Source organism: Klebsiella sp. Lac1, assembly GCF_009825425.1.
Classification (GTDB): domain Bacteria; phylum Pseudomonadota; class Gammaproteobacteria; order Enterobacterales; family Enterobacteriaceae; genus Klebsiella; species Klebsiella electrica.
Window position 1 is genome coordinate 546,072 of record NZ_VJZJ01000001.1, and the last position, 26,793, is coordinate 572,864.

23 protein-coding genes and 1 pseudogene are annotated in these 26,793 nt (G+C 59.7%); 10 read left to right on the forward strand and 14 right to left on the reverse strand.

Annotation, left to right across the window (positions count from 1 at the left end):
• Positions 1 to 67: 67 nt before the first annotated feature.
• The 8 genes from FNY10_RS02585 to FNY10_RS02620 form a co-directional block, all read right to left on the reverse strand.
• Positions 68 to 697 (reverse strand): NrsF family protein, encoded by a 630-nt coding sequence (locus FNY10_RS02585; protein WP_131047690.1) that lies wholly within the window; start codon positions 695 to 697, stop codon positions 68 to 70.
• Positions 690 to 1,241, reverse strand: coding sequence for a sigma-70 family RNA polymerase sigma factor (locus FNY10_RS02590; RefSeq protein WP_160701988.1), 552 nt, complete (start codon positions 1,239 to 1,241; stop codon positions 690 to 692). The genes FNY10_RS02585 and FNY10_RS02590 overlap by 8 nt, the downstream gene beginning before the upstream one ends.
• A 17-nt stretch (positions 1,242 to 1,258) precedes the next feature.
• Entirely contained in the window at positions 1,259 to 2,497 is a 1,239-nt protein-coding gene (locus tag FNY10_RS02595; protein ID WP_160701986.1) for a thioredoxin family protein, read from the reverse strand.
• Between the two features lie 15 nt (positions 2,498 to 2,512).
• On the reverse strand, positions 2,513 to 3,085 hold the full coding sequence (locus tag FNY10_RS02600; protein ID WP_160701984.1) for a peroxiredoxin: 573 nt from the start codon (positions 3,083 to 3,085) through the stop codon (positions 2,513 to 2,515).
• A gap of 159 nt (positions 3,086 to 3,244) precedes the next feature.
• Entirely contained in the window at positions 3,245 to 4,048 is an 804-nt protein-coding gene (locus FNY10_RS02605; RefSeq protein ID WP_131047694.1) for an anti-sigma factor family protein, read from the reverse strand.
• Positions 4,045 to 4,560, reverse strand: a complete 516-nt coding sequence (locus tag FNY10_RS02610) for a sigma-70 family RNA polymerase sigma factor (RefSeq protein ID WP_416309020.1) — start codon at positions 4,558 to 4,560, stop codon at positions 4,045 to 4,047. The genes FNY10_RS02605 and FNY10_RS02610 overlap by 4 nt, the downstream gene beginning before the upstream one ends.
• Before the next feature lie 22 nt (positions 4,561 to 4,582).
• Positions 4,583 to 5,134, reverse strand: coding sequence for a tetratricopeptide repeat protein (locus tag FNY10_RS02615; RefSeq protein ID WP_141965065.1), 552 nt, complete (start codon positions 5,132 to 5,134; stop codon positions 4,583 to 4,585).
• A gap of 268 nt (positions 5,135 to 5,402) precedes the next feature.
• Positions 5,403 to 6,686: a putative acyl-CoA thioester hydrolase gene (locus FNY10_RS02620; RefSeq protein WP_131047696.1), complete on the reverse strand. Its 1,284-nt coding sequence runs from the start codon at positions 6,684 to 6,686 to the stop codon at positions 5,403 to 5,405.
• Between the two features lie 324 nt (positions 6,687 to 7,010).
• Between FNY10_RS02620 and hutI the strand changes: the two genes are divergently transcribed.
• The 5 genes and pseudogenes from hutI to FNY10_RS02645 all read left to right on the forward strand — a co-directional run.
• The gene (gene hutI / locus FNY10_RS02625; protein ID WP_160701982.1) at positions 7,011 to 8,270 is read left to right on the forward strand and encodes an imidazolonepropionase; all 1,260 of its coding nucleotides are present in this window, start codon (positions 7,011 to 7,013) and stop codon (positions 8,268 to 8,270) included.
• Positions 8,271 to 8,404: 134 nt separating this feature from the next.
• Positions 8,405 to 9,130: a histidine utilization repressor gene (locus FNY10_RS02630; RefSeq protein ID WP_131047698.1), complete on the forward strand. Its 726-nt coding sequence runs from the start codon at positions 8,405 to 8,407 to the stop codon at positions 9,128 to 9,130.
• 142 nt (positions 9,131 to 9,272) lie between these two features.
• A complete protein-coding gene (gene hutU, locus FNY10_RS02635; RefSeq protein ID WP_160701980.1) occupies positions 9,273 to 10,958 on the forward strand; it encodes a urocanate hydratase in 1,686 nt (561 codons plus the stop codon).
• Between the two features lie 2 nt (positions 10,959 to 10,960).
• Complete coding sequence (gene hutH / locus FNY10_RS02640; protein WP_141965064.1) at positions 10,961 to 12,481, forward strand: histidine ammonia-lyase; 1,521 nt, start codon at positions 10,961 to 10,963, stop codon at positions 12,479 to 12,481.
• Positions 12,482 to 12,622: 141 nt separating this feature from the next.
• Positions 12,623 to 12,994: pseudogene (locus FNY10_RS02645) on the forward strand (amino acid permease); the annotation flags it as partial.
• Between the two features lie 1,075 nt (positions 12,995 to 14,069).
• Here FNY10_RS02645 and FNY10_RS02650 read toward each other — a convergent pair.
• Both FNY10_RS02650 and bioA read right to left on the reverse strand, forming a co-directional pair.
• Positions 14,070 to 14,546 (reverse strand): kinase inhibitor, encoded by a 477-nt coding sequence (locus FNY10_RS02650; protein WP_160701978.1) that lies wholly within the window; start codon positions 14,544 to 14,546, stop codon positions 14,070 to 14,072.
• A gap of 70 nt (positions 14,547 to 14,616) precedes the next feature.
• Positions 14,617 to 15,906, reverse strand: a complete 1,290-nt coding sequence (gene bioA / locus FNY10_RS02655) for an adenosylmethionine--8-amino-7-oxononanoate transaminase (RefSeq protein ID WP_141965063.1) — start codon at positions 15,904 to 15,906, stop codon at positions 14,617 to 14,619.
• 85 nt (positions 15,907 to 15,991) lie between these two features.
• On the opposite strand from bioA, the gene bioB reads away from it, so the two are divergent.
• Genes bioB through bioD form a run of 4 tightly spaced genes read left to right on the forward strand, consistent with a single transcriptional unit; the run spans position 15,992 to position 19,640 of the window.
• On the forward strand, positions 15,992 to 17,032 hold the full coding sequence (bioB, locus tag FNY10_RS02660) for a biotin synthase BioB (protein WP_100684084.1): 1,041 nt from the start codon (positions 15,992 to 15,994) through the stop codon (positions 17,030 to 17,032).
• A complete protein-coding gene (gene bioF, locus FNY10_RS02665) occupies positions 17,029 to 18,186 on the forward strand; it encodes an 8-amino-7-oxononanoate synthase (protein ID WP_160701976.1) in 1,158 nt (385 codons plus the stop codon). Before bioB ends, bioF begins: the two co-directional genes overlap by 4 nt.
• The gene (gene bioC / locus FNY10_RS02670) at positions 18,170 to 18,925 is read left to right on the forward strand and encodes a malonyl-ACP O-methyltransferase BioC (RefSeq protein WP_160701974.1); all 756 of its coding nucleotides are present in this window, start codon (positions 18,170 to 18,172) and stop codon (positions 18,923 to 18,925) included. The genes bioF and bioC overlap by 17 nt, the downstream gene beginning before the upstream one ends.
• Positions 18,918 to 19,640: a dethiobiotin synthase gene (gene bioD, locus FNY10_RS02675; protein ID WP_100684081.1), complete on the forward strand. Its 723-nt coding sequence runs from the start codon at positions 18,918 to 18,920 to the stop codon at positions 19,638 to 19,640. Before bioC ends, bioD begins: the two co-directional genes overlap by 8 nt.
• Here bioD and FNY10_RS02680 read toward each other — a convergent pair.
• Entirely contained in the window at positions 19,582 to 20,304 is a 723-nt protein-coding gene (locus tag FNY10_RS02680) for an ABC transporter ATP-binding protein (RefSeq protein WP_100684080.1), read from the reverse strand. The two genes, bioD and FNY10_RS02680, sit on opposite strands and share 59 nt — an antisense overlap.
• A gap of 737 nt (positions 20,305 to 21,041) precedes the next feature.
• Between FNY10_RS02680 and uvrB the strand changes: the two genes are divergently transcribed.
• Complete coding sequence (uvrB, locus tag FNY10_RS02685) at positions 21,042 to 23,063, forward strand: excinuclease ABC subunit UvrB (RefSeq protein ID WP_160701972.1); 2,022 nt, start codon at positions 21,042 to 21,044, stop codon at positions 23,061 to 23,063.
• 235 nt (positions 23,064 to 23,298) lie between these two features.
• Here uvrB and pmrB read toward each other — a convergent pair whose 3' ends face one another.
• Genes pmrB through eptA form a run of 3 tightly spaced genes read right to left on the reverse strand, consistent with a single transcriptional unit; the run spans position 23,299 to position 26,709 of the window.
• A complete protein-coding gene (gene pmrB, locus FNY10_RS02690; RefSeq protein WP_131047706.1) occupies positions 23,299 to 24,390 on the reverse strand; it encodes a two-component system sensor histidine kinase PmrB in 1,092 nt (363 codons plus the stop codon).
• Positions 24,391 to 24,394: 4 nt separating this feature from the next.
• Positions 24,395 to 25,066, reverse strand: a complete 672-nt coding sequence (pmrA, locus tag FNY10_RS02695) for a two-component system response regulator PmrA (protein ID WP_094898452.1) — start codon at positions 25,064 to 25,066, stop codon at positions 24,395 to 24,397.
• Positions 25,063 to 26,709 carry a phosphoethanolamine transferase EptA gene (gene eptA, locus FNY10_RS02700; protein WP_141965060.1) on the reverse strand — a complete coding sequence of 549 codons (1,647 nt, stop codon included), beginning with the start codon at positions 26,707 to 26,709 and terminating at the stop codon, positions 25,063 to 25,065. Before eptA ends, pmrA begins: the two co-directional genes overlap by 4 nt.
• Positions 26,710 to 26,793: the final 84 nt, after the last annotated feature.

Here is a 26,793-nt window from a genome sequence, read left to right on the forward strand (position 1 = left end):
TCGCGCAGCCTGAGAGGCTGGCAGGCAAAGCGCCATTCACCCGATAGCGCTGAGAGGAGGCAGAGCGTTAATCCAGCGCCACCCAGCGCCTGCCAACCAGCACCGTCAGCGCCACTATGGTGACGATCGCCGCCAGATGCATGACAAAATCCATCGGATGCAGATGCACCGGATGGCAAAACGCCAGCAGGCTGACCGCCATGCTGGCAATGCCCAGTCCCGCCATTGCCAGGCTGCGCACCGGATGCAGCGTTCGGCTGCGGCGCAGACTGGCAATCATCAGCGCCATCATTGGCGTGCTGACCACCAGCAAAAAGGTAAAGCAGGGCGTGCTGTCGCTCTCCGCCACCCGCAGCGCCGGATAGGGAATGCTGCTGATACTCAACCCCAGCCACATCAGCCCAATCGGCAGCAGGGCTTTCCAGCTGAGCGAACGCCGGCCGGCAATACTCATCGTGAAGGCGCTGCGAATCGCCAGCGCGCCGAGCGCAAAAGCCAGCACCAGTTGCACCACCGCCAGAGGGGCGCCGGGCTGTGACCAGTCGGTCGGACTGCGTTGCACAAGGAAACTGGCGGCCACCGCGCACGGCAGCGCCGCTGCCAGCCAGCTCAGAACCCGCCTGCCGGTCGACGGCAGGCGTTTCACCGGCCGCATGTCGCGCCCCAGTTTGTCAATTAACAGGTCATGATTAGTCATGATGAGCTCCAAAACGGCGCAGGTTTTTCAGCGCCCGATGCAGCAGCGATTTCACTGCGGCGACACTCAGATTATTATGTGCAGCGGCTTCCGTCAGGCTCATTTCGCGCAGATGGACGTGCTCCACAATGGCTCGTTGGCGGGAGGGGAGCTGGCGCAAATAGCCTGCCAGCTCCTCCCGGCTATCCCGTTTTTGCGGATCCGGGGAGGTTGCCGGTTCCGGCAGCGTCTCTTCAGGGATCTCCCACTGCTGATAGCGGCCGCGACGGCGCAGCGCATCAACGGCCCGCGCCGAGATAATTGCCATCAGCCAGGGCAAAAAAGGGTAGGTCGGATCGTAGGTATGGCGTACCCGATGCACCGTCAGCAGCACATCCTGAATGACATCTTCCACTAACGCGTCGTCGGCGATTCGCTTACGTATCTGCGAACGAATCACCGGCACCAGCGCTTTTAACAGCCGGGTGTAGGCGAGCTGATCGCCCGCCTGCGCCTGCTCCATTAGCGCGGGCCAGCTTTCACGTGCGCTATCGTTTATGTCCATAATCCGCCTTGTTGCGTTTATGCTTTGTTGCCGGTTGCCTGGTTCAGCGCGTTCACGACGATGCCCGGCGTCAGGAGCTGCGGCAGGACTTTCGGCGGCCCGCCATCGGCAGGATAGACCACGTACAGCGGCAAGCCGCCCTGACCAAATTGATTCAGCGCATCATCGACGTCCGGATTAAATTTAGTCGAGTCTGCCACCATATACAGCGTCCCGGTTTTTGCCAGCGCCTCTTTAACGGCCTGGGTTGAAAGCGATGTCTTTTCGTTAACCTGGCAGGTGATACACCAGGAGGCAGTGAAGTTAACAAAGATAGCTTTGCCGTGGCCGCGCTGCGCCTCGACAGCCTGCGGCGTCCATTTTTCCGCAGCGGTGTCGGCGGTCGCGACAGTCTGTGCGCCGGGCGACACGGAATCAGCCTGAATCAGACCGGCCAGCGGGGCAATAACCGCGACGGCGAGCAGGCCGGTGACGGCGAACAGGCGCTTATGCCCTTTGCCCTGAAAGCGACGCTGCTGGGCGATGCCATAGATCCAGGCGGCAAAACTGAGCGCCACGGAGACCGCCAGTAGTGTTGCCAGCGCGCTGTTACCGGCCTGCTGCGCCAGCACCCAGACCAGCCAGGCGTAAGCGCCGAACATCGGAAAGGCCAGCGCACGTTTAAGTATATCCATCCAGGCGCCAGGGCGAGGGAGGAGTGCCGCCAGCGCCGGAAACAGCGAGACGAGAGTGAACGGAGCGGAAAAGCCGAGCGCGAGGGCAAAAAACACGGCCAGCGCGGTAGCCGGCGGCTGCACCAGCGCATAGCCAATCGCGCTGGCCATAAACGGCGCCGCGCACGGGGTCGCAACGACGATAGCCAGCGCGCCGGTCATCGCCGAGCGTAAAAAGGCGCCGCGGCCAATCTCCAGCCCGCCGACGCGCTGCGCCGATAGACCGACTTCGAACACCCCCAGCAGGTTGAGCGCGGCGGCGAGGATCACCAGCGCAAGCAGGGCAATCACCAGCGGCGATTGCAGCTGGAACCCCCAGCCAACGGCGGCACCGCCGGCGCGGGCAGCCAGCAGAACAGCGGCTAGCAGCAGCATGGTGACCAGCACACCAAGTAAAAAAGCCAGCCCTTCGCGACGAGCGCCCACGGCGTTATCCGTATGGCGCAGAAGCCCGAGTGCTTTCAGGGAGATGACCGGAAAAACGCAGGGCATAAAGTTGAGGATGATGCCGCCAATAAAGGCGGCCAGCATGGCGGTGAGCATCGCTGGCCTCTTTGCTTAGTGGGTTTGCGGGTGGGCGGCGTCGTACTGCTTGACGGCGGCCAGCGTTTTCTCGATATGAGCGTCCGGATTTCGGTCGGTGTAGCTGAGCAGAATCGTTCTGTCCGGCGCTATGACAAATGAAGTCCGGTCGGAGACGGTCTTGCCCTTCATCTCCATTAGCGTTTGATACTGTGCGGCCACTTTCGCCCCCGGATCCGCGGCGACGGCGAACTTATCGCGGCACTCCAGTTTAGAAAAATCGCTGACCTGGTCGGTGTTACCGGCGGTGACGCCGATGACGGTGGCGCCCATTTTGTTGAATTCATCGGTGGCTTCGGCAAAATCGTGGGCCTCAATGGTGCAGCCAGCGGTAAAGGCCGCCGGGAAGAAATAGAGCACCACCGGCCCCTTTTGCAAAGCCTGCTGCAAGGAGAAGGCGATCGGTTTACCGGCTAAGGCACCCTGCAGTTCGAAAGCGGGGGCTTGCGCGCCGACGGGCAGCGCCGCGTTGACGTTAAAGGCGGTGGCGGACAGGCCAAGCGCCACGGTCATGGTCAAAGAACGGGCGAGGTTTTTCATCAGTTTCATTATGAACTCCAGCGATGTCAGGGCGTTCTGGTCAGGTGACTCTGCTATACAGTTCGCCGCAGTGAGAAAGAAAGTTTCGCCGGGGGAAAAATATTTAGCGCCCAGGCGCGATGACCGACGGCAATCCTCAACGAGGCTGAGGACAACCTCGCACGCTGGTTATGACAGTAAGCGCTGCAATTCGCTGGCGTTAGCCTGTAATTGCGCATCAGGATTGCGGCCAATCAGCACGAACTGATATCCGTTAGCGCGCCACCAGGCGAGGTTCATGCCGTGCCGCCGTTCGGCGTTTATCCTCGCATCGTTTTGCTGGCTGGCCGTAGAGATGCACAGCGCCATCGGTCCATACGCCGCGTGAATCCAGGCGATCTGCGCAATGGTGGTTCGCTCGTAGCGCAGGATGCGCACCATTTTTAGCTCGGCACCCGGCAGCGCGAGCTGCTGCGGTTTGAGCGCTAAACCAATATCTTCGGCGGTACGCGTCAGGCCGCGCTGTAATATCGCCGGTGAACTGTCCAGATCGAGCAGAGTTTCCGCGCTATAAAGCGACATGTAACGGGCTTCAAGATCGCGAATGTTCTCGCTCTCATCAGGTTCGTCGGCCTCGGGACGGGCCAGATAGCCTAAGCCGCTGCCGATCAGTAAAAAAGTGAGCGAGGCGGCAATCATGGCACGGCGGCTAAAGGCCGGGGGGCGTGTCGGGATGTCCGCCGCGGACAGCGCGGCCAACTGGGCATCAAGCCGGCTCTGCATGCGCGCGACGGGAGCCTGTTCCAGCAGCGGGGCAAACGCCTGCTGATAATTCTGCGGCTTGCTCTTCAGTTCGGCAGTGCGTGCGGCCAGCTGCCGATCCTCCCGGAGGGCGGCTTCAAAGCGGCGGGCGTCGGGAGCGCTCATTTCGCCGTCCAGCCAGGCAATAATGGCCTCATCGCTATAGGGGGGCGTAAAAAAGGATGATTTCACAAGTGTTTCTCCCTGGCTGAAGGGGCGGGACTGAGCGTTTTTGCCAGCGTCGATCGCGCCGCCGCCAGCCGGCTCATCACCGTACCGATGGGGACCGATAGCATGTCGGCCGCCTCCTGATAGGTAAAACCTTCAACATAAACTAAAAATACCGCGTTGCGTTGGGCTTCCGGCAGGGCGCTGACCTGGCGCATAAGCTGCTGATACTGACGATGATCTTTATTCATTTCACGGTCATCGGCGGCGAGCAGCGGGTCGGTTTCGACGAAGCCTTGCCCCATTCGGACGTGACGCGCCCGCAGTTCGGAAATCCAGATGGAGTGAAGAATAGTGAACAGCCACCGGTCGATGCGGGTACCCGGCGTAAACTGCGCGCTCCGTTCGAGCGCGCGAACGCAGGTTGATTGAACCAGCTCTTCGGCAATATCGCGATTGCGCGACAGAATCAGCCCGTAGCGCCAAAGACGGGCCAGATGTGCGGCAAGTTGTGAACGAACGTCGCTGGTTGTAATTTTTTTACCCTCGCGATGACCTTCAGGATTCCGGGTGTCCGTTAATGGCGGCCTGCAAATCGCGATACTCCTCGCAGCGTTGACCGCAAATCCCGGAGATCACTTTAAGCTGTTCCTGCGCCAGATCCCGGCGGCCTTTTACCATCCACGCTTCGCCAAGATACTCACGCGCTTTGGCGTAGTCGGGCTTAAGCGCCAGCGCGCGCTGATAATAGCCAATCCCTTCATCGGTACGTCCGAGCTTACGGGTGGCATAGCCGCGATAGTTCCAGGCCTCTGCCGTGTTGCCGTTTTTCAGCGAGTCCAGCAGGTTCAGTGCCGCCTGATACTGCCCTTTTTTCGCCAGATGATAGGCGTAGTTGGTTTTATCCCGATCGCTAAGGTTGCTGGTTTTATCCGGGACGCACTGTTTGCTGACGCTGTCATAAACCTGCCCGCTGGGGCAGTCCGGCGTTTTGCTCTGGGTGCTGTTATCACCCATGGCGAATGACGGCGATGCGTATAACAAACATAGCAGTGCCGGAACCATTAAGCGGCGCGCAGCCGGCTGAATCGATAAGATAAGTGCGTTCATTTTTCGTCTCCATGAGTCGCGATGCGGGTAACCCGGCGCCGTCCCATCTTGGGGTGAACCGTGCCGGAAGGTCGTGGTGTTCTTACTGTGAGTAAACGCATCAGCGGGGATTTTTATTCGCCGAAAAATGATATTTTTTGCACGTGCGACAAAAGCCGCTGCGCTGGGGATGTATTGCGGGCGTGGAGCGCAGGAGAAAGCGCAAGAGAAAGTCGCTAAGCAAAATAGCGCAAGAAGAAGGGGGAGACGCGCTCCCCCTTGCTAAGCGTTACTGCTTCGGCTCTGCGACAATCACGCTGCCCACGCCGCGGTTATTGTATTCCCACATGCGGTTGAAGCTGCTGTCGTTGAGATTACGCTGCGGCACGCCTTTCGCATCCACAGCACCGGTGTTGCCGCTGAACGCGCGGTTGGAAATGGCCGCATCGGCCCACGGCTTCGCTACGTTGAAGCCTTCATTGATGGCGCTGTCGCGGATGACAACCTGGCCATTGGTGGCGCTGTCGACATCAAGAGAGCGCCCCAGCTGTGCCACGCCGTTGCCGGCGGCGGTAAAGCGACTGTTCACGGCCAGGAAGCCGTAGGTGACGCTTTTCAACGTTGCCGGTGCAAAGACGTAGGCCTCTTTCTGCGTACGTGAATTCACGACGCGGAAATCGGTGTTATCAAACACCACGGCACCGCGGCCGGAAACGATATCAACATCGCCTTCGATGTAGCTGTTGCTCACCAGGGTGCGGGTCTGGCGATCGTTTTGCAGACGGTTCTGCACGCCGCTGTTGGTGACGAAGAAAGTGTTCTGGCGACCGAGAATGTTGACGTTGTTAATCTGCACCTGGTCGCCATCGCTGCGCAGCGCAACGGCCTGGTGAGTCCCGGCATCCACGCTGTCGCCAAGGTTGTTGGCGATGGTCAGGTTCTGCAGCTGCAGGCCGGTGTTCTGCGACCAGAATACCGCGGAACACATCACGCCGACGGTGGCGGCGCGTTTGCTCTGGCAGCTGTCAAACATATACCACGCCGGTTTACCCGGCATATATTTGCCGGCCGGGTTGACCAGGTGGCGCCAGCTGGTCACGTCCATTTGCGAGTCAATGGCCTGGCTGATTTTCACATCCAGCGGCTTCTCGCCGGTGCCGTACAGCGTCAGCGCGCCGGGTGCCGCAGGGACATACACGGTACCCGTATATTCACCCGGCATAATCGCAATAAACTGACGACGATTGGAGTGACGGGCGATAGCTGCATCAACCGCAGCCTGAATGGTGGTATGGGTCACGCCCTGGGCGCCCGCCGGGCCGACGACGAAGTCAGGCTGAGACGGGATGCTGATGGCCGTCGGGGTCCACGCTGCGGCGTTGGGATCCAGGGACTGGAAATAGCTTGCCGGAGTGAAATTCTTCGCTTCATCAGCGGTTAACACAGGGCGAGAGGCGGTGCCCGGCGCAGTCTGCGTCGAGGGCTGTTGATCGGCAGGGGTTGAGCTACAGGCGGATAACGTCACGCCAAAAGCCAGTGCCAGCGTCAGGCGGGAAACTGAGAATGTGTTCATGTTGCTCCGGGCAAGAATCAATTAACAAAACCTGTCATTCTTCTGGCTGCCTTTTTGATGGCGTAGGTGTTGATTTCCGCCGCAAAGCAACCCGAATGATTGGGGCGGGCATTATACAAAAAACATGCAAGCGGCGTCAGGCCGACAAGGAATGAATTACGCGTATAACGTCCTTTAAAACCTGCTTTTTATACTAAGTTGAGCGAAACGGGAAGACGCTGCGCGAAAAAGTTCGCGTAAACCGCTCACCGGGCCGATGTCTTTGTCGCATCTGGTCACAAAAAAATAACCATTTCCTCTGCTTTTATTGACATTTCGCGGAGAATGAAAATAAATGTCTATACAACCCATGACAAGTTGACTGCGATGACTGAAGCCACCTCCGAACGCGTTATCTGGCGCAATGCCCGCCTCGCCACTCTGACCCCCCATGATTCGCAGCCTTACGGCCTGCGGGATCGTCATGCGCTGCTGGTGCGCAATGGCCGGATTGAAGCCATTGTGCCGGAAAACGATGCCCCGGCCGGGCGGAGCATCGATCTTGGCGGCAGGCTGCTGACGCCGGGGCTGATCGATTGCCACACCCATCTGGTCTTCGGCGGTAGTCGGGCGCAGGAGTGGGAACAGCGGCTGAACGGCGTCTCCTACCAGACGATCAGCGCCAACGGCGGCGGCATTAACTCAACGGTGCGCGCTACCCGTGAAAGCAGCGAAGCGCAGCTCTTAGCGCTGGCCCAGCAGCGACTGGATCGTCTGCTTCGCGAAGGGGTGACCACGCTTGAAATTAAATCCGGCTACGGGCTGGATCTGGCAAACGAACGCAAAATGCTGCAGGTGGCGCGCCGCCTGGCGCAGAACAATGCGGTCGGGCTATCGCCGACGCTGCTCTCCGCTCACGCCACGCCGCCGGAATATAAAGATGATCCGGACGCTTACATCACGCTGGTGTGTGAAACCCTGCTGCCGACGCTATGGGAAGAGGGGCTGTTTGAAAGCGTTGATGTGTTCTGCGAAAACGTCGGCTTCAGCCCGCAGCAGACCGAACGCGTGTTTCAGGCCGCGCAGGCGCGCGGTATTCCGGTCAGAGGGCACGTTGAACAGCTCTCTGCGCTGGGGGGCGCGCAGCTGGTGAGCCGTTATCAGGGGCTCTCGGCCGATCATATCGAATATTTAACCGAAGAGGGGGTGGCGGCGATGAGCCGCAGCGCGACGGTGGCGGTGCTGTTGCCCGGCGCGTTCTATTTTCTCAATGAAACCCGTAAACCGCCGGTCGGACTGCTGCGTCAGTATCAGGTACCGATGGCGGTGGCGACGGATTACAACCCGGGTACCAGCCCGTTTGCCAGCCTGCACCTGGCGATGAATATGGCCTGCGTGAAGTTCGGCTTAACCCCGGAAGAGGCGTGGGCCGGCGTGACGCGTCATGCCGCGCAGGCGCTGGGGCGGCAGAATAGTCACGGCCAGCTGGCGGCGGGGTTTGTTGCCGATTTTGCTATCTGGGATGCGGAACATCCGGTTGAAATGGTCTACGAACCGGGGCGGAGCCCGCTCTGGCATCGCGTTGTGGGTGGCGAAATGCAATGACATTGCGGCGACTGGCCTTCGCCGAGCGTGACGACAGCGCGGCCCGGCGGGCATGGCAAATCGCCCATTGGTGGCGCCGACGATTCAGTATATTCTGACCGTTGCCGCCCATTGAGCATAAGGAAAGCCAGGCTATGTTTTCACCGCACCCCCGAACCGCGCCTGCCCCGTTTTATGAAAAGGTGAAGCAGTCGATCAGCGAAAAGATTCAGCGCGGCGTCTGGCGTCCCCATGACCGTATTCCCTCGGAGGCGGAACTGGTGGCGCAGTTTGGTTTCAGTCGCATGACCATCAATCGGGCGCTGCGTGAACTCACCGATGAAGGTTTACTGGTCCGTTTGCAGGGCGTAGGCACCTTTGTGGCGGAGCCAAAAGGGCAGTCGGCGCTGTTCGAAGTTCGTAGCATCGCCGACGAAATTACCTCCCGTCGCCATCAGCACCGCTGCGAGGTACTGCTGCTGGAAGAGACGAAAGCCGATCTTATCCAGGCCGCCGCGCTGAATGTGGCCGAAGGGACGCGGATTTTTCACTCCCTGATGGTCCATTTTGAAAATGATATTGCGGTGCAGATTGAAGACCGCTGCGTCAATGCGGCGGTGGTGCCGGCATATTTAGAGCAGGACTATACCGTTACCACTCCGCATGATTATTTGTCGCTGATTGCGCCGTTAACCGAAGGCGAGCACATCGTCGAAGCGGTCCAGGCCAGCGGCAAAGAGTGCGAACTGCTGCATATCCATGCCCACGATCCTTGCCTGCTGATTCGGCGCCGTACCTGGTCAGCCACGCATATTGTCTCTCACGCCCGTCTTCTGTTCCCGGGTAGCCGCTACCGGCTGCAGGGCCATTTCACTTCCTGATGATCGTCGCGTCGGCAAAAGCGTGATTGCTGACGCAATATAATAAAATTGTATTATTTCTGTTAAAACCTGACTTGCGCATAGTTGTATAGACAAGTATATGTATCTATGTAAACAACGTTAATTGTCAGGAGAAACCCCGATGTCGCAAAGCAAATATCGCCAGCAAGACGTCCGTGCACCGCGAGGCACAACGTTGAATGCTAAGAGCTGGTTGACCGAAGCCCCGCTGCGTATGTTAATGAACAACCTCGATCCCGAGGTCGCCGAGAACCCACATGAGCTGGTGGTCTACGGCGGTATTGGCCGCGCGGCGCGCAACTGGGAATGCTATGACGCTATCGTGAAGGCGCTGAAAAACCTGGAAAGCGATGAGACGCTGCTGGTGCAGTCCGGTAAACCGGTTGGCGTATTTAAAACCCATGAAAATTCGCCGCGCGTGCTGATTGCCAACTCCAACCTGGTCCCGCACTGGGCGACCTGGGAACATTTCAACGAGCTGGACGCGAAGGGGCTGGCAATGTACGGCCAGATGACCGCGGGCAGCTGGATTTATATCGGTAGCCAGGGCATCGTGCAGGGCACCTATGAAACGTTCGTCGAAGCCGGACGTCAGCACTACCAGGGCAGCCTGAAGGGGCGCTGGGTATTAACCGCCGGTCTGGGCGGCATGGGCGGCGCACAGCCGCTGGCGGCGACGCTGGCGGGCGCCTGCTCGCTGAACATCGAATGTCAGCAGAGCCGGATCGATTTCCGTCTGCGTACCCGCTACGTCGACGAGCAGGCGACATCGCTGGATGACGCGCTGGCGCGTATCAAAAAATACACCGCGGAAGGCCGGGCTATCTCTATCGCCCTGTGCGGTAACGCCGCCGATATCGTGCCGGAGATGGTGAAACGCGGCGTGCGCCCGGATATGGTCACCGACCAGACCAGCGCTCACGACCCGCTGCATGGCTATCTGCCGAAAGGCTGGAGCTGGGAAGCGTATCAGCAGAAAGCCGCATCCGACCCGCAGGGCACCATTCTGGCGGCGAAACGCTCCATGGCCGATCACGTTCAGGCGATGCTGGCCTTCCACGACATGGGCGTACCGACCTTCGACTACGGCAACAATATCCGCCAGATGGCGCAGGAGATGGGCGTCGCCAACGCATTCGACTTCCCGGGCTTTGTCCCGGCCTATATTCGTCCGCTGTTCTGCCGCGGCATCGGTCCGTTCCGCTGGGCGGCCCTCTCCGGCGATCCGCAGGATATCTACAAAACGGATGCCAAAGTCAAAGAGATAATCAAAGATGATCAGCACCTGCACCACTGGCTGGATATGGCGCGTGAGCGCATTAGCTTCCAGGGACTACCGGCGCGTATTTGCTGGGTAGGGCTGGAGTGGCGTCAGAAGCTGGGGCTGGCCTTTAATGAAATGGTCCGCAGCGGTGAAGTGACTGCGCCGATCGTCATTGGTCGCGACCACCTTGACTCCGGCTCGGTCGCCAGCCCGAACCGCGAAACGGAATCCATGCGCGACGGCTCCGATGCGGTGTCCGACTGGCCGCTGCTGAATGCCTTGCTGAATACCGCCAGCGGCGCGACCTGGGTGTCGCTGCATCACGGCGGCGGCGTCGGGATGGGCTTCTCGCAGCACTCCGGGATGGTTATCGTCTGTGACGGTACCGACGAAGCGGCCGCGCGTATTGCCCGCGTGCTGCATAACGACCCGGCGACCGGGGTGATGCGTCACGCCGATGCGGGTTACGACATCGCGATTGAGTGCGCGGCGGAACAAGGGCTGAATCTTCCTATGGTGGCAGCAACGCAGGGGCAACGCTGAAAATGAAAAACTTAACTCTGATTCCAGGTCAGCTGAGTCTGGCGCAGCTACGTGAAGTGTTCCAGCAGCCGCTGACTATTACCCTCGACGAGCAGGCTTTTGCCGTTATTAACGACAGCGTCGCCTGCGTCAACGCCATTCTGGCCGAAGGACGTACCGCGTACGGCATTAACACCGGCTTTGGCCTGCTGGCGTCAACGCGGATCTCCACGGACGATCTGGAAAACCTGCAGCGTTCCCTGGTGCTGTCTCATGCGGCGGGCATCGGTGAGCCGCTGGATGATGCTATGGCACGTCTGATCATGGTGCTGAAGATTAACAGCCTTTCCCGCGGCTTCTCCGGGATTCGTCTGAGCGTCATTCAGGCGCTGATTCAACTGGTGAATAAAGGCGTCACGCCATGGATCCCGGCGAAAGGTTCCGTCGGCGCATCCGGCGACCTGGCGCCGCTGGCGCACATGTCCCTGACGTTACTGGGTGAGGGCAAAGCCCGCGTCGACGGCGAATGGATGCCGGCGCTGCAGGCGTTGCAAAAAGTGGGTCTGCAGCCGATTACCCTGGCGGCGAAAGAGGGGCTGGCGCTGCTGAACGGCACTCAGGCATCGACGGCGTTTGCGCTGCGCGGCCTGTTTGAAGCGGAAGACCTGTTCGCTTCCGCTATCGTATGCGGCGCGTTAACCACCGAAGCGGCGCTGGGTTCGCGCCGTCCGTTTGATGCGCGTATTCACGATGCGCGCGGCCAGCGTGGGCAAATTGACGCTGCGGCGCTGTACCGCCATGTGCTGGCCGACGGCAGCGAGATTTCGCAGTCGCATCACAACTGTACTAAAGTGCAGGACCCATACTCACTGCGCTGTCAGCCGCAGGTCATGGGCGCCTGTCTGACCCAGATTCGCCAGGCCGCCGAAGTCCTGCTGATTGAGGCCAACGCGGTGTCGGACAACCCGCTGGTCTTCGCCAGTGAGAACGAAGTGATCTCCGGCGGTAACTTCCATGCCGAACCGGTGGCGATGGCGGCGGATAATATTGCGCTGGCGATTGCCGAAATCGGTTCGCTGTCTGAGCGTCGTATTGCGCTGATGATGGACAGCCATATGTCGCAACTGCCGCCTTTCCTCGTGAAAAACGGCGGCGTCAACTCCGGCTTTATGATTGCCCAGGTGACCGCTGCGGCGTTAGCCAGCGAGAACAAAGCGCTGGCGCATCCGCACAGCGTGGATAGCCTGCCGACGTCGGCGAACCAGGAAGATCACGTCTCGATGGCGCCGGCCGCCGGTCGTCGTCTGTGGGCGATGGCGGAAAACACCCGCGGCGTGCTGGCCGTGGAGTGGCTGGCCGCCGTCCAGGGGCTGGATATGCGCGAAGGGCTGGCCAGCAGCCCGCTGCTGGAAGAGGCGCGTCATCTGCTGCGCGAGCGGGTTTCGCATTACACCCACGATCGCTTCTTCGCCCCGGATATCGATAACGCTATTGCGCTTCTGGCGGCACGTCACCTGACGCGACTGCTCCCAGCCGTCATCTGACCCTCGTTGTTTTCTGTACCCGCGTCGGGGGGATAAGCTCCCCCCGGCCGTCCTACACGCATATTTGTCGTCATACAAAAACTATCAGGACACTTGTATATACAACAACCACCACCATCGCCACAAAAGCCACACCTGCTGCGTGGGCTGAATGCCCGACATATTCGCTTTATTGCACTCGGTTCCGCCATCGGCACCGGGCTGTTCTATGTCTGCACGCTGGCGATCCTGATGGCTATTTTTCCGTGGAACAGCTTTGGCGAGCAGGGCAGCCCGTTCGTGCTCATTTTTAGCGGCCTGGGGATCCCGGCGGCGGCAACAATCCTCAATATCATCGTGATCAGCGCCAGTATTTCAGCCATCAACAGCGATATTTTTGGCACCGGTCGCATGATGTACGGCATGGCAAAAGAGGGGATGGTGCCTGAAAGTTTCCAGCGCATTGCCAGCAACGGCGTGCCGTGGATGACGGTAGTGGTGATGGGCGTGGCGCTGCTGGCGGCGGTTGCGCTGCGCTTACCGGGGCTACAGGGTGTGTAGCCCGGGTCAGGCGCAAGCCGCGACCCGGGATGTTCCCTAGTGGCGCAGCGCTTACCGGGGCTACAGGGTGTGTAGCCCGGGTCAGGCGCAAGCCGCGACCCGGGATGTTCCCTAGTGGCGCAGCGCTTACCGGGGCTACAGGGTGTGGTCGCCCGGGTCAGGTGCAAGCCGCGACCCGGGATGTTCCCCGGTTGCGCAGCGCTTACCGGGGCTACGAGGTGTGGTAGCCCGGGTCAGGCATAAGCCGCGACCCGGGAGGCTCCCCCGGTTGCGCAGCGCTTACCGGGGCTACAGGGTGTGGTCGCCCGGGTCAGGCGCAAGCCGCCACCCGGGATGTTCCCTGGTGGCGCAGCGCTTACCGGGGCTACAGGGTGTGGTCGCCCGGGTCAGGCGTAAGCCGCCACCCGGGATATTCCCCCGGTAGCGCTGCGCTTACCGGGGCTACAGGGTGTGGTCGCCCGGGTCAGGTGCAAGCCGCCACCCGGGAGGCTCCCCCGGTTGCGCTACGCTTACCGGGGCTACGAGGTGTGTGGTCGCCCGGGTCAGGCGTAAGCCGCGACCTGGGAGGCACCCCGGTTGCGCTGCGCTTACCGGGGCTACGAGGTGTGTGGTCGCCAGGATCAGACGCAAGCCGCCACCCGGGATGTTCCCCGGTGGCGCTGCGCTTACCGGGGCTACGAGGTGTGGTCGCCCGGGTCAGGCGCAAGCCGCCACCCGGGATGTTCCCCCGGTGGCGCAGCGCTTACCGGGGCTACAGGGTGTGGTAGCCCGGGTCAGGCGCAAGCCGCCACCCGGGATATTCCCCCGGTAGCGTAGCGCTTACCGGGGCTACGGGGTGTGGTCGCCCGGGTCAGGCGCAAGCTGCGACCCGGGATATTCCCCCGGTTGCGCAGCGCTTACCGGGGCTACAGGGAGTTGTGGTCGCCCGGGTCAGGCGCAAGCCGCCACCCGAGATGCTTCCCGGTGGCACTGCGCTTACCGGGGCTACGAGGTGTGGTCGCCCGGGTCAGGCGCAAGCCGCCACCCGGGGAGGACTGGCGAGAGAAGGTCAGATAAACAGGGCGGTGATGGATGCGCTGCCCAACGAATTAAAATGGACGTTAAAACCGACCACCGCGCCGCTTGCCCCTTCATCGACATCAATCTTCTCGACATCCAGCGCATGCACCGTAAAGATGTAGCGATGGCTTTCCCCTTTTGGCGGCGCCGCGCCGCCGTAGCCGGGCACGCCGAAATCGGTGCGGGTTTCGATTGCGCTGGCCGGCAGCGGAGTCAGACCGGAGCCGGCGCCCTGCGGCAGTTCGCGCGTTTCCGCCGGCAGATTGGCGACCAGCCAGTGCCACCAGCCGGATCCGGTGGGCGCATCGGGATCGTAACAGGTCACGACAAAGCTTTTCGTCCCGTCAGGCACCTCATCCCACGCCAGATGCGGCGAGATATTATCGCCATCGTAGCCCATGCCGTTAAAAACATGGCGGTGGGGCAATTTCCCGCCATCCTGCAGATCGTGACTGATTACTTTCATGACGTCTCCTCTGGGATAATCGACTGATTAACAAAGAAGTGTAGTCCTGTTGACGGCCAGTTTCCGCTGCTTATTCGCGAAAAAATGTATCGTTGAGCACCGCCGCGTTAACCGCCTCGGTCAGGCGCGTCAGCTGCTGCGGGGTAATCACGTACGGTGGCATCAGGTAAATCAGGCGGCCGAACGGGCGAATCCATACCCCCTGTTCGACGAAGAAGCGCTGTAGCGCGGCCATATTGACCGGGCGGCACGTTTCCACCACGCCGATGGCGCCGAGCACGCGGACATCGGCGACCCGCGGGGATTCCCGGGCCGGAGCCAGCTCGACATTAAGCTGCGCTTCAATCGCGGCGACCTGGCCTTGCCATTCGCCGCTTTCCAGCAGCCGCAGGCTTTCTGCCGCCACCGCGCAGGCCAGAGGGTTGCCCATAAAGGTCGGGCCATGCATAAAGCAGCCGGCTTCGCCGTTGCTGATGGTCTCGGCGACCGGTCGGGTGGTGAGGGTCGCCGACAGCGTCATGGTGCCGCCGGTCAGCGCTTTGCCGAGACACAAAATATCCGGGGCGATGCCCGCGTGTTCGCAGGCAAACAGCTTGCCGGTCCGGCCAAATCCGGTGGCAATCTCATCGGCAATCAACAGAATGCCCTCACGATCGCACATCTTGCGAATGCGCTTCAGCCACTCAGGATGATACATCCTCATGCCGCCTGCGCCCTGTACGACCGGCTCAAGAATCACCGCCGCGATCTCATCGCGATGGGCTGCCATCAGGCGGGCAAACGGCACCAGATCCCGTTCATCCCATTCGCCGCCGAAGCGGCTCTGCGGCGCCGGGGCGAACAGGTTATCCGGCAAATAGCCCTGCCACAGACTGTGCATGGAGTTATCCGGATCGCAGACCGACATCGCGCCAAAGGTATCGCCGTGGTAGCCGTTGCGGAAGGTGAGAAAACGCCGACGCGGTTCGCCTTTGGCCTGCCAGTACTGCAGGGCCATTTTCATCGCCACTTCCACCGCCACCGAACCCGAGTCGGCGAGGAATACGCACTCCAGCGACTCCGGGGTCATCGCCACCAGCTGGCGGCACAGCGCCACCGCCGAAGGGTGGGTAATACCGCCAAACATCACGTGCGACATCTGCTCAATCTGCGCTTTCATCGCCGCATTTAAACGCGGGTGATTGTAGCCGTGGATTGCCGCCCACCATGAAGACATCCCGTCGATCAGCTGCTCGCCGCTGGCGAGAGACAGCTCGCAGCCGTGGGCGGCAACCACCGGATATACCGGCAGAGGAGAGGTCATGGAAGTGTAGGGGTGCCAGATGTGGCGCCGATCGAAGGCGAGATCGTCCGTTGTCATAAGTGACTTGTAAACCATTTTGAAAACATTTAGGTTTACGAGTATAAACCGAACCAACAATTAACAAAACCCTTTGGAGAGGCCAATGGCTCACCACGCACGCTGGACAATGTCGCAAGTTACCGAGTTGTTTAATAAACCATTGTTAGATCTGCTGTTCGAAGCCCAGCAGATCCATCGCCAGCACTTTGACCCACGCCAGGTGCAGGTCAGCACGCTGCTGTCGATTAAAACCGGCGCCTGCCCGGAAGATTGTAAATATTGCCCGCAGAGCGCGCGCTACAAAACCGGCCTCGAGTCAGAGCGTCTGATGGAAGTGGAGCAGGTGCTGGAGTCCGCGCGCCAGGCAAAAAATGCCGGATCAACGCGCTTCTGCATGGGGGCGGCGTGGAAGAACCCTAACGATCGCGATATGCCGTACCTTGAGCAGATGGTGAAAGGCGTTAAGGAACTGGGACTGGAGTCTTGCATGACCCTCGGGACCTTAACCGATAGCCAGGCGCAGCGCCTCGCGGGAGCCGGGCTGGACTACTACAACCACAACCTCGATACCTCGCCGGAATTTTACGGCAACATCATCACCACCCGCACCTATCAGGAGCGTCTGGACACCCTCGACAAAGTGCGCGACGCCGGGATTAAGGTGTGTTCTGGCGGCATCGTCGGCTTAGGCGAAACCGAGAAAGATCGCGCCGGCCTGCTGCTACAGCTGGCTAACCTGCCGACGCCGCCGGAGAGCGTACCAATCAACATGCTGGTTAAGGTGAAGGGCACGCCGCTGGCCGATAACGACGATGTCGACGCCTTTGATTTTATCCGCACCATTGCGGTGGCGCGCATCATGATGCCGACCTCGTACGTGCGTCTTTCCGCTGGCCGCGAGCAGATGAATGAACAGACCCAGGCGATGTGTTTTATGGCCGGGGCGAACTCGATTTTCTACGGTTGCAAGCTGTTGACCACGCCGAACCCGGAAGAGGACAAAGACCTGCAGCTGTTCCGTAAGCTGGGGCTTAACCCGCAGCAGACGGCGGTGCTGGAAGGCGATAACGAGCAGCAGCAGCGTCTGGAACATGCGCTGAATAACCCCGATACCGAGGAATACTACAACGCGGCGGTGATATGAGCTGGTCGCAACGCATCGACCAGGCGCTGAGCGAGCGGCGGCAGGCGGATACCTTTCGCCGCCGCCAGCCGGTGGCGCAGGGGGCCGGGCGTTGGCTCATCCGCGAAGGTCAGCGCTGGCTGAATTTCTCCAGCAACGATTATCTTGGGCTGAGCCAGCATCCGCAGATTATCGCCGCCTGGCAGCAGGGGGCGGCGCGTTACGGCGTGGGCTCCGGCGGCTCCGGCCACGTTAGCGGTTACAGCGAGGCGCATCGTGAGCTGGAAGAGAGCCTGGCGGACTGGCTGGGGTATCCGCGCGCGCTGCTGTTTATTTCCGGGTTTGCCGCTAACCAGGCGCTGATTGCCGCCCTGCTCGCCAGGGACGATCGCATCGTCGCGGACCGGCTGAGCCACGCTTCGCTGCTTGAGGCGGCCAGCCTGAGCCCGGCGCAGCTCCGGCGCTTTGCGCACAATGATGTGCAGCAACTGGACACCCTGCTGGCCAAACCGCTGGCGGGTCAGCAACTGGTGGTGACGGAAGGAGTCTTCAGCATGGATGGCGACAGCGCCCCGCTCAGTGCCATCAGCCGAACCACCCGGGCCGCCGGCGGCTGGCTGCTGGTGGATGATGCGCACGGCATTGGCGCAGTGGGTGAAGAGGGGCGCGGCAGTTGCCATGCGCAGAACGTGCGTCCTGAGCTGCTGGTGGTGACCTTTGGTAAAGCCTTTGGCGTCAGCGGCGCGGCGGTTTTGTGTGACGAGGCGCTGGCGGATTATCTGCTGCAGTTTGCCCGCCATCTGATTTACAGCACCGCCATGCCGCCAGCCCAGGCGGTTGCGCTGAGCGCCGCGCTGGCGGTGATCCGCAGCGATGACGGCCAGCAGCGGCGGGAAAAACTGGCCAGCCGCGTGGCGCAATTTCGCGACGGTATGGCCGGCTTTCCGGGGGAACTGAGCGCCTCGCACAGCGCGATTCAGCCGCTGATCGTCGGCGACAATACGCGAGCGTTGCAGCTGGCGGCGCGCCTGCGCGAGCAGGGCTGCTGGGCAACGGCCATTCGTCCGCCGACGGTGCCGACAGGCAGCGCGCGGCTGCGCCTGACGCTGACCGCGGCCCATGAGCCGACTGATATTATCCGTCTGCTGGAGGTGCTGCATGGCGGCGGTGAATAAACGGGCGGTGGCCGCGGCCTTTGGTCGGGCGGCCAGCCACTATTCGCAACACGACGCGTTGCAGCGTTACAGCGCCGAACTGCTGCTGCGCCAGCTCCAGGGCCGCACCTTTTCAGCAGTGCTGGACGCTGGCTGCGGACCCGGCAGCATGAGCCGCTACTGGCGCGATGCCGGCAGTGATGTGACGGCGCTGGATCTGTCGGTTGAGATGCTGGCCCAGGCGCAGCGCGACGAGTGCGCGCAGCGTTACCTCGAAGGGGATATTGAGTCACTGCCGCTGGCCGATGGCTGCGTCGATCTGGCGTGGAGCAATCTGGCGGTGCAGTGGTGCGAGAGTCTGTCCGGCGCGCTCGATGAGCTGTGCCGGGTGGTGCGCCCCGGCGGTCGGGTGGCGTTCACCACCTTGCTGGCCGACTCGCTGCCCGAACTGAATCAGGCCTGGCGCGCCATTGATGTGCATCCCCATGCCAACCGTTTTCTCAGCGAACAGGCGGTGCGCGAAGCGCTGGCCGGGCGGCGTGCCGTCGGCGAGGTTCACGCCGTCAGCCTGCCGTTTGCCGATGCCCTGAGCGCGATGCGTTCGCTCAAAGGGATTGGGGCAACACATTTGCATCAGGGGCGCAGCGCGGCATCGTTGAGCCGGGGAAAACTGCGTCAGCTGCAGTTGGCCTGGCCAAAACAGCAGGGCCAGTGCCCGCTGACGTACCATCTTTTTACAGGAGTCATTGCACGTGACTAAACGTTTTTTCGTCACCGGAACCGACACTGAGGTCGGTAAGACGGTCGCCAGCTGCGCCCTGTTACAGGCGGCAAGGCTGGCGGGCCTGAAGAGCGCGGGCTATAAACCGGTGGCTTCCGGGAGTGAGCGGACGGCACACGGGCTGCGTAACGATGATGCGCTGGCGCTCCAGCGCAATAGCGCTGTGGCGCTGAGCTATGCGCAGGTCAACCCCTTTACCTTCGCCGAACCGACTTCACCGCATATCGCGAGCGCGGAGGAAGGACGGCCGATTCGCGGCGATGCGCTTTCTGCCGGACTGCGAGAACTGGAGACGCTGGCGGAATGGGTGCTGGTCGAAGGGGCAGGGGGCTGGTTTACGCCGCTGTCCGCAACGCTGAGTTTTGCTGACTGGGTACGCGACGAACAGCTGCCGGTCATTCTGGTGGTCGGTATTAAGCTTGGCTGCATCAACCACGCGCTGCTGACGGCCCAGGCGGTACGTCAGGCCGGGCTGCCGCTGGTGGGCTGGATTGCAAACGATATCCAGCCGCCGGGTAAACGCCATGCGGAATATCTGGCGGCCCTCACCGATCGGCTTGCGGCCCCGTTGCTCGGCGAGATCCCGTGGCTGGCGGAGGCCTCGCAGCGTGAGGATCTCGGCCAGTACCTGGATCTCAGCGCGCTGGATCGGGCGTCATCCACTGCGCCAGCAGCGGTTCATCCAGCTGGATAACGCGGCCTTGCGCCACGTTGCGTCCGCGATGCAGCAGGCAAAAACGGTCCGCCACCCGGCGAATAAACGGCAGGTGCTGTTCTGCAAGCAGCACCGTTAAGCCGATGTCGCGGTTCAGACGCACCAGCAGGTCGCCCAGCTTATGCAAGAAGTGCTGTCCGCTGCCGCGCGAAGGCTCATCAAGAATCAGCAGTCGCGGCCGGACAACCAGCGCTCGCGCCAGCGCCAGCTGGTACTGGTCATCCTCTGACAGCATGGCGCCTTTATGCTGACGTCGTCCGTAGAGGTCCGGAAAAAAATCGTAAATTTCCCCTTTTACGGCGACGTCCGGATTCCCTCCGGCGGCCAGCGCAATATGCAGATTCTCCTCCACGCTCAACTGAGAAAAGATCCGCCGGTCCTGCGGGACATAGCCGATGCCAATAATCGAGCGTGAATGGGCGGAGAGCGGCGTGATATCACAAGGCGGCGAACCGGCCTCATGCCAGGTCATGCTGCCGCTGGCCACCGGGAGATGCCCGGTAATGCAGTTTACCAGCGTGGTTTTCCCCATCCCCTGCAGTCCCATCACGCAGGTGCACTCTCCCGGCTGAAGTTCAAGGTCGACATTCCATAGCGTGTGCTGATTTCCGTAGTACTGATTGACTGCGCGTAGACTCAACATAGACGTTTTCTCCTTTTTGGGGATTGCGGGCGATATGAAGATTCTGCAAATCTCTTGCCAGGAAAAAGATGTTTCGGTTTTTTCCCGTACCGACAGGTGTCGCAGGGTGGGGTGAAGGCGGGTCAGCGAGACGGTTGCACTCTCCCGGTGCTGAGGCCTATGAAAAATGGTGCAGAAAGCAACAAAAAGGCAGGTGCCCTTAGCTGATAAATATCAAAAATAATTCGATAATTTTTTTTAGGCGCCCGATTTTCACCGACGGTCGATTTGTGCGGGGTGGCTGAAGCCTTGGCCTGCAGACAGTTATCCACTATTCCTGTGGATAACCTTGTGCATTAGAGTTAGAGAACTTGCGGTAAGCTAGAGATTACGCGGCCTGCGGCTGAATTGGCGCTAAACCCGTCTTTTGTTTAATGTCATTAAATATCAATTAGTTAAATAAAAGCAATGGTTGTAAGGAAAGTGTCACCTGTTGCCATAAAAGATTCATCGCCTTGCTTGACAAATGTTAAATGACAAATTTTTTTGGGGATAACCCTACTGGCTGGCGAATTATTCTGCAGGATGGCCCATTTTTGCCCCAAAAAGACGCAAGTGCGGATGATTTCAGGTACAAACAGTAATCGAATACTGTTTGTATATCCAGTATTATTTATTGGCAAAAGTCAGCGTGAAGGGTAGAATTAAACACCTGCCGCAGTTAACCAGGCGCTTCATCCTTCTTCAGGGTCAGACATATGAGTAAAACGTTCACGCTGCATTCCGCATTCCGTCCTTCTGGCGACCAGCCGGAGGCTATCCGACGCCTGGAAGAGGGGCTGGAAGATGGTCTGGCGCATCAAACGCTGCTGGGGGTGACCGGGTCGGGCAAGACGTTCACCATTGCTAACATTATCGCCGATCTTCAGCGTCCGACGATGGTGCTGGCGCCGAATAAGACCCTGGCGGCGCAGCTGTACGGCGAAATGAAAGAGTTCTTCCCGGATAATGCGGTGGAGTATTTCGTCTCCTACTACGATTACTATCAGCCTGAAGCCTATGTGCCGAGCTCGGATACCTTCATCGAGAAAGACGCCTCGGTGAACGAGCATATCGAGCAGATGCGTCTGTCGGCGACCAAAGCGCTGCTTGAACGGCGCGATGTGGTGGTGGTGGCCTCGGTATCGGCCATCTACGGTCTGGGCGACCCGGACCTTTACCTGAAGATGATGCTGCACCTGACCACCGGCATGCTGATCGATCAGCGGGCGATTTTGCGTCGCCTGGCGGAGCTGCAGTATACCCGTAACGATCAGGCCTTCCAGCGCGGCACCTTCCGCGTGCGCGGCGAAGTGATCGACGTCTTTCCGGCGGAATCCGACGATATTGCGCTGCGTATCGAACTGTTTGATGAAGAGGTTGAGCGGCTGTCGCTGTTTGACCCGCTGACCGGTCAGGTTGAATCGACGATTCCCCGCTACACCATCTACCCGAAAACGCACTACGTGACGCCACGCGAGCGTATCGTGCAGGCGATGGAGGAGATTAAAGTCGAGCTGGCCGACAGGCGGAAGACGCTGCTGGACAACAACAAGCTGCTCGAAGAGCAGCGGCTGTCCCAGCGGACGCAGTTTGACCTCGAAATGATGAACGAGCTGGGCTACTGCTCGGGTATCGAAAACTACTCGCGCTATCTTTCCGGGCGCGGGCCGGGCGAACCGCCGCCGACGCTGTTTGACTACCTGCCGGCAGACGGTTTGCTGGTGATTGACGAATCCCACGTCACCATTCCGCAAATCGGCGGCATGTACCGCGGCGACCGGGCGCGTAAAGAGACGCTGGTGGAGTACGGCTTCCGTCTGCCGTCGGCGCTGGACAACCGCCCGCTGAAGTTCGAAGAGTTTGAAGCGCTGGCGCCGCAGACCATTTACGTCTCGGCGACGCCGGGTCCTTATGAGCTGGATAAATCCGGTGATGAGGTGGTCGATCAGGTAGTCCGTCCGACCGGGCTGCTTGATCCGCTGATTGAAGTGCGTCCGGTCGCGACTCAGGTCGATGACCTGCTGTCGGAAATTCGCCTCCGCGTGGCCATTAACGAGCGCGTGCTGGTCACCACCTTGACTAAACGGATGGCGGAAGATTTAACTGAATATCTTGAAGAGCACGGCGAGCGCGTGCGCTACCTGCACTCCGATATCGATACCGTCGAGCGTATGGAGATAATCCGCGACCTGCGGCTGGGCGAGTTCGATGTCCTGGTCGGTATCAACCTGCTGCGTGAAGGGCTGGATATGCCGGAAGTGTCGCTGGTGGCGATTCTGGACGCCGATAAAGAGGGCTTCCTGCGTTCGGAGCGCTCGCTGATTCAGACCATTGGCCGCGCCGCGCGTAACATCAACGGTAAAGCGATTCTGTACGGCGATAAAATTACCGCTTCGATGGCGAAAGCCATCAGCGAGACCGAGCGTCGCCGTGAGAAGCAGCAGCGCTATAACGAAGAGCACGGCATTACCCCGCAGGGGCTGAATAAAAAAGTGGTCGATATTCTGCAGCTCGGCAGCAATCTGGCGAAGACCAAAGCCAAAGGGCGCGGAAAATCACGTTCGCCGGTTGAGGCGGATATGCCGGAGGTGCTGCTGACGCCAAAAGCGCTACAGCAGAGAATCCACGAGCTGGAAGGGCAGATGATGCAACATGCGCAGAATCTGGAGTTCGAAGAGGCCGCGCAAATCCGCGACCAGTTGCATCAACTGCGCGAGCTGTTTATCGCGGCATCCTGATCCGCAGCCCGCGATGCGCCGCCGCACGGAGCCCGTCAGTGTGTCGGGACGCTGATTTTTTGTTATTCCGCGCCGTTTTCGGGCTGGCTTAATGTCTGCTTAATATTGCCAGGCGACACTATCCCCATTCTGATAAGGATAGTGTCATGCAAAAATTAACCTTCCGTGAGTCTCTGGCCGTTATCTGCGCTTTTGGCGTGATTGTCGCTTTTTTCCATCAGTGGGTGCTGACTTTCTAACGCGAAGACTTAGGAAACAGAATCCAGCCCCGGACGCCGGGGCCCGGCTGGCGGTTATGTAAGAAGAACTGGGCCTCGTGCAGCTGAACGATGCGCGTCACAATACTTAATCCCAGGCCAATGCCCCCATAGCGGCTGTCCATGCGGACAAAAGCTTTACTCAGCTCGCCGCTTTTCGCTTCATCAATCCCTGGACCTTCATCTTCCACGGCCATAACCGGCGTTGTACCGGCCTGTACGGCGATTTTTACCTTCGACCCCGCCGGGCTATAGCGATGTGCGTTCTCCACCAGATTACGCAGCACAACGCGCAGCAGGGTGGCATCGCCGGAGACAACAACATCCTTGTTGTCATCTCCGTCAGGGAAGGAGAGCTCCAGCGTTTGCTGGCGTTGTTCCAGCATGCTCTCCAGCTCACCGCGAATCGGCTCGACCACATCCTTTTTCAGCAGCACGCGCTGGTAGCTCCCGGCGGAGAATGACTGCCCGACGCGCGCCAGCTGCAGCAGCTGTGAGATGCTGTTGGTCATCTGATCCAGACGCTGGAGCAACTGACTCACCTCCACGTGATGCACTTTCGCCATCAGCTCCAGATGCAGACGCAGTCCCGCAAGCGGGGTGCGCAGCTCGTGCGCGACGTCAGCGGTGAACAGCCGTTCGCGATCGAGGGTTAAGTTCAGGCGAGAAACCAGCTGATTAATCGCCGTCGTCACCGCCGTCACTTCCGGAACCGACTCCGTCAGCGTAATCGGCTGCAGGTTATCCGGCGTCCGGCTTTCAAGCTCAGTTTGCAGATTCGACAGCGGCCGGGTGATTTTTCTCACCGCCACCAGACTGATATACAGCGCCAGGCCGACGATCAGCAGGCTGGGTATTAGCAGGCTGGCGACCGCTTCGCGCACTTCGTGTTCGATGTGCTTCTGGTTGTTATGTCGGTCAATGGCGCTCTCCACCAGCAGCTGAATCTGCTCTTTGCTTTCGTGCCATAACCAGAAAACGCTGATCAACTGACAGACCACCAGAATAGCGCCGATTGTCAGCAGCAGGCGGTGACGCATGGTCCAGGTTTCGCTTGCGAACAGTGCCATAGCGTTATTCCGTTCCCGAATTATTCACCAGCATATAGCCAAACCCTCTGACGGTACGAATGCGGGCTTTGCCCACTTTTTCGCGCAGGTTATGGATATGAACCTCCAGCGTGTTGGTGGCGGGTTCATTGTCCCAGCTGTAGATATCGTTGTAGAGAATTTCACGGTGTACCGGGCTGCCCGCTTTCATCATCAGGCGAGAGAGCAGGGCGTACTCTTTCGGCGTCAGGTCCAGCGCCTCGCCGCCCAGCCACACCAGGCGACGGGTGATGTTCAGTCGCAGGTTGCCCACGGCCATTTCGTTGTCGCCCTGGTTATTATGGCGGCGGAGCAGCGCGCGGATACGGGCGTTCAGCTCTTCCAGGGCGAAAGGTTTCACTAAATAGTCATCCGCGCCGGTATCGAGACCGCTGATGCGGTCTTCAACGGTATCGCGGGCGGTCAGGATCAGAACCGGCTGGCTGAATTTTTCCCGGCGCATTCGCGTCAGGAAGTGCAGGCCATCCTCATCCGGCAGGCCGAGATCGAGTACGATCAGGCTGTAATGGTTGCTGGCGAGGGACAAGGCGGCCTCGTGCGCAGTGGCGACGCCGTCACAGACGTATCCCTCGCTTTGCATTGCCAGGATCAGGCCTTGTAACAGGAGTGCGTCGTCTTCAATGACTAAGATTTTCATCTGGCGGTCTCGCTTCTGCACGGCGTTAAAATATCATCGGCTGCCTGGTACTCGTGGGTATTGACCCCAAGAAGTCCAAGCAAGGTGGAAAACAGATTATCCTGAGAGTAAGGGTCTGTTTTAGCTCTTTGTTGCAGACACTGGCTGGAAACGCCATAGCGCTGTTGATAATCCGGAGATAACCAGATTAGCATCGGCACGTGCTTTTGCGTTTCCGGGGCGATTGACCACGGCAGTCCGTGTAAATAGACGCCGTTTTCACCCAACGATTCACCGTGGTCGGAGAGGTAAACCAGGCTGGTGGTGAATTTATCCTGCTTCGACTGCAGTAATTTTATCGTCTTATCAACCATATAATCGATATACAGAATCGTATTATCGTAGGTGTTCGTCAGCTGCTGCTGGGTACAGCTCTGGATTTCGTTGGTATCGCAGGTTGGGGTGAATTTTTTGAATTCAGCAGGGTAGCGATTGTAATACGTCGGGCCGTGGCTACCGATGGTGTGCAGCACGATAATCCCGTCCTGTTGCAGATTGTCGATGTAGTTCTCCAGATTATGGAACAGCACTTCATCGTAACATTCGCCATCGATGCACTGGCCGGTCAGGTTCAGGTCGGTCACGTTCTGATGCGGGACGCGATCGCAGGCGCCCTTACAGCCGCCGTCATTGTCGTTCCACAATACCCGAACCCCGGCGCGTTGCAGAATGTCGAGAACGCCTTCCTGATGGTGGGCCAGCTCTTCATCGTAATGCGCGCGCGGCATGTTGGAGAACATACAGGGTACCGACACCGCGGTGGCCGTGCCGCACGAGGTGGTGTTGGCAAAGTAGATGACATCATCTTGTTTGAGTCGCGGATTGGTCTCGCGTTCATAGCCGCCCAGCGAGAAATTTTGCGCGCGCGATGTCTCTCCCAGCACCAGGATGGTCAGATTTTTGCGCGGGCCGCTGTGCATTTCGGTTTTTTGCACGGCATCTTCGCCAATTTTTACCAGCGGCAGGTTGTCCATCTGATTGTGCGCGTACCACGAGTTGATGGCGACGATGCTGTTCGAGGGGCTCAGGGATTTCACCAGCTCTTTGTTGTTGCGAAAGACCGAGGCGTAATCTTTATAAAACAGCGCCGCGACCAGAACGATCAGCAGGGCCGAGACGAGGATATTCAGCAGACGTACCGCGATGCTGCGCCACAGCGTTTTGGCTTTACTGATTTTTATCCACCAGGCCAGGGCGACCATCAGCACACCGGACAGTCCCAGCGTCAGCACCATTTTAACGGACATCAGGGCGAAGCTTTCCGCCGGCGTGGTATCCAGAATGTTGGTAATCATGGCGCGGTCGATGACGACCCCGAAGGTCCAGATAAAATACTGGGCCGAGGCGCTGAGCAAAATAAACAGACTAATAACGAGGCGGTCGAGCCTGAGGAAAGAGGCGAGCGTGGTGAGAATATTCATCACGCTGCAGGCAACCACCGGCATACTGAGGAATACCAGCCAGTTGTGCAGGCCGTTTACCGGCAGCAGGGTGAACACCTGTCGATAAAACGCAAGATTGAGCAACAGCCCGACATAGAGGGCAAAAATAATCAGATAAACCGTACGGCTCATGACCGGCCGACGTAAAGCGAATAACGACATAGCAACTATCCTGGGACTAAGATAGTTGCCATGGTGCCACTTTTATTTTAAGACAACCTTAACATTTTAATATAAAGGTCTGAC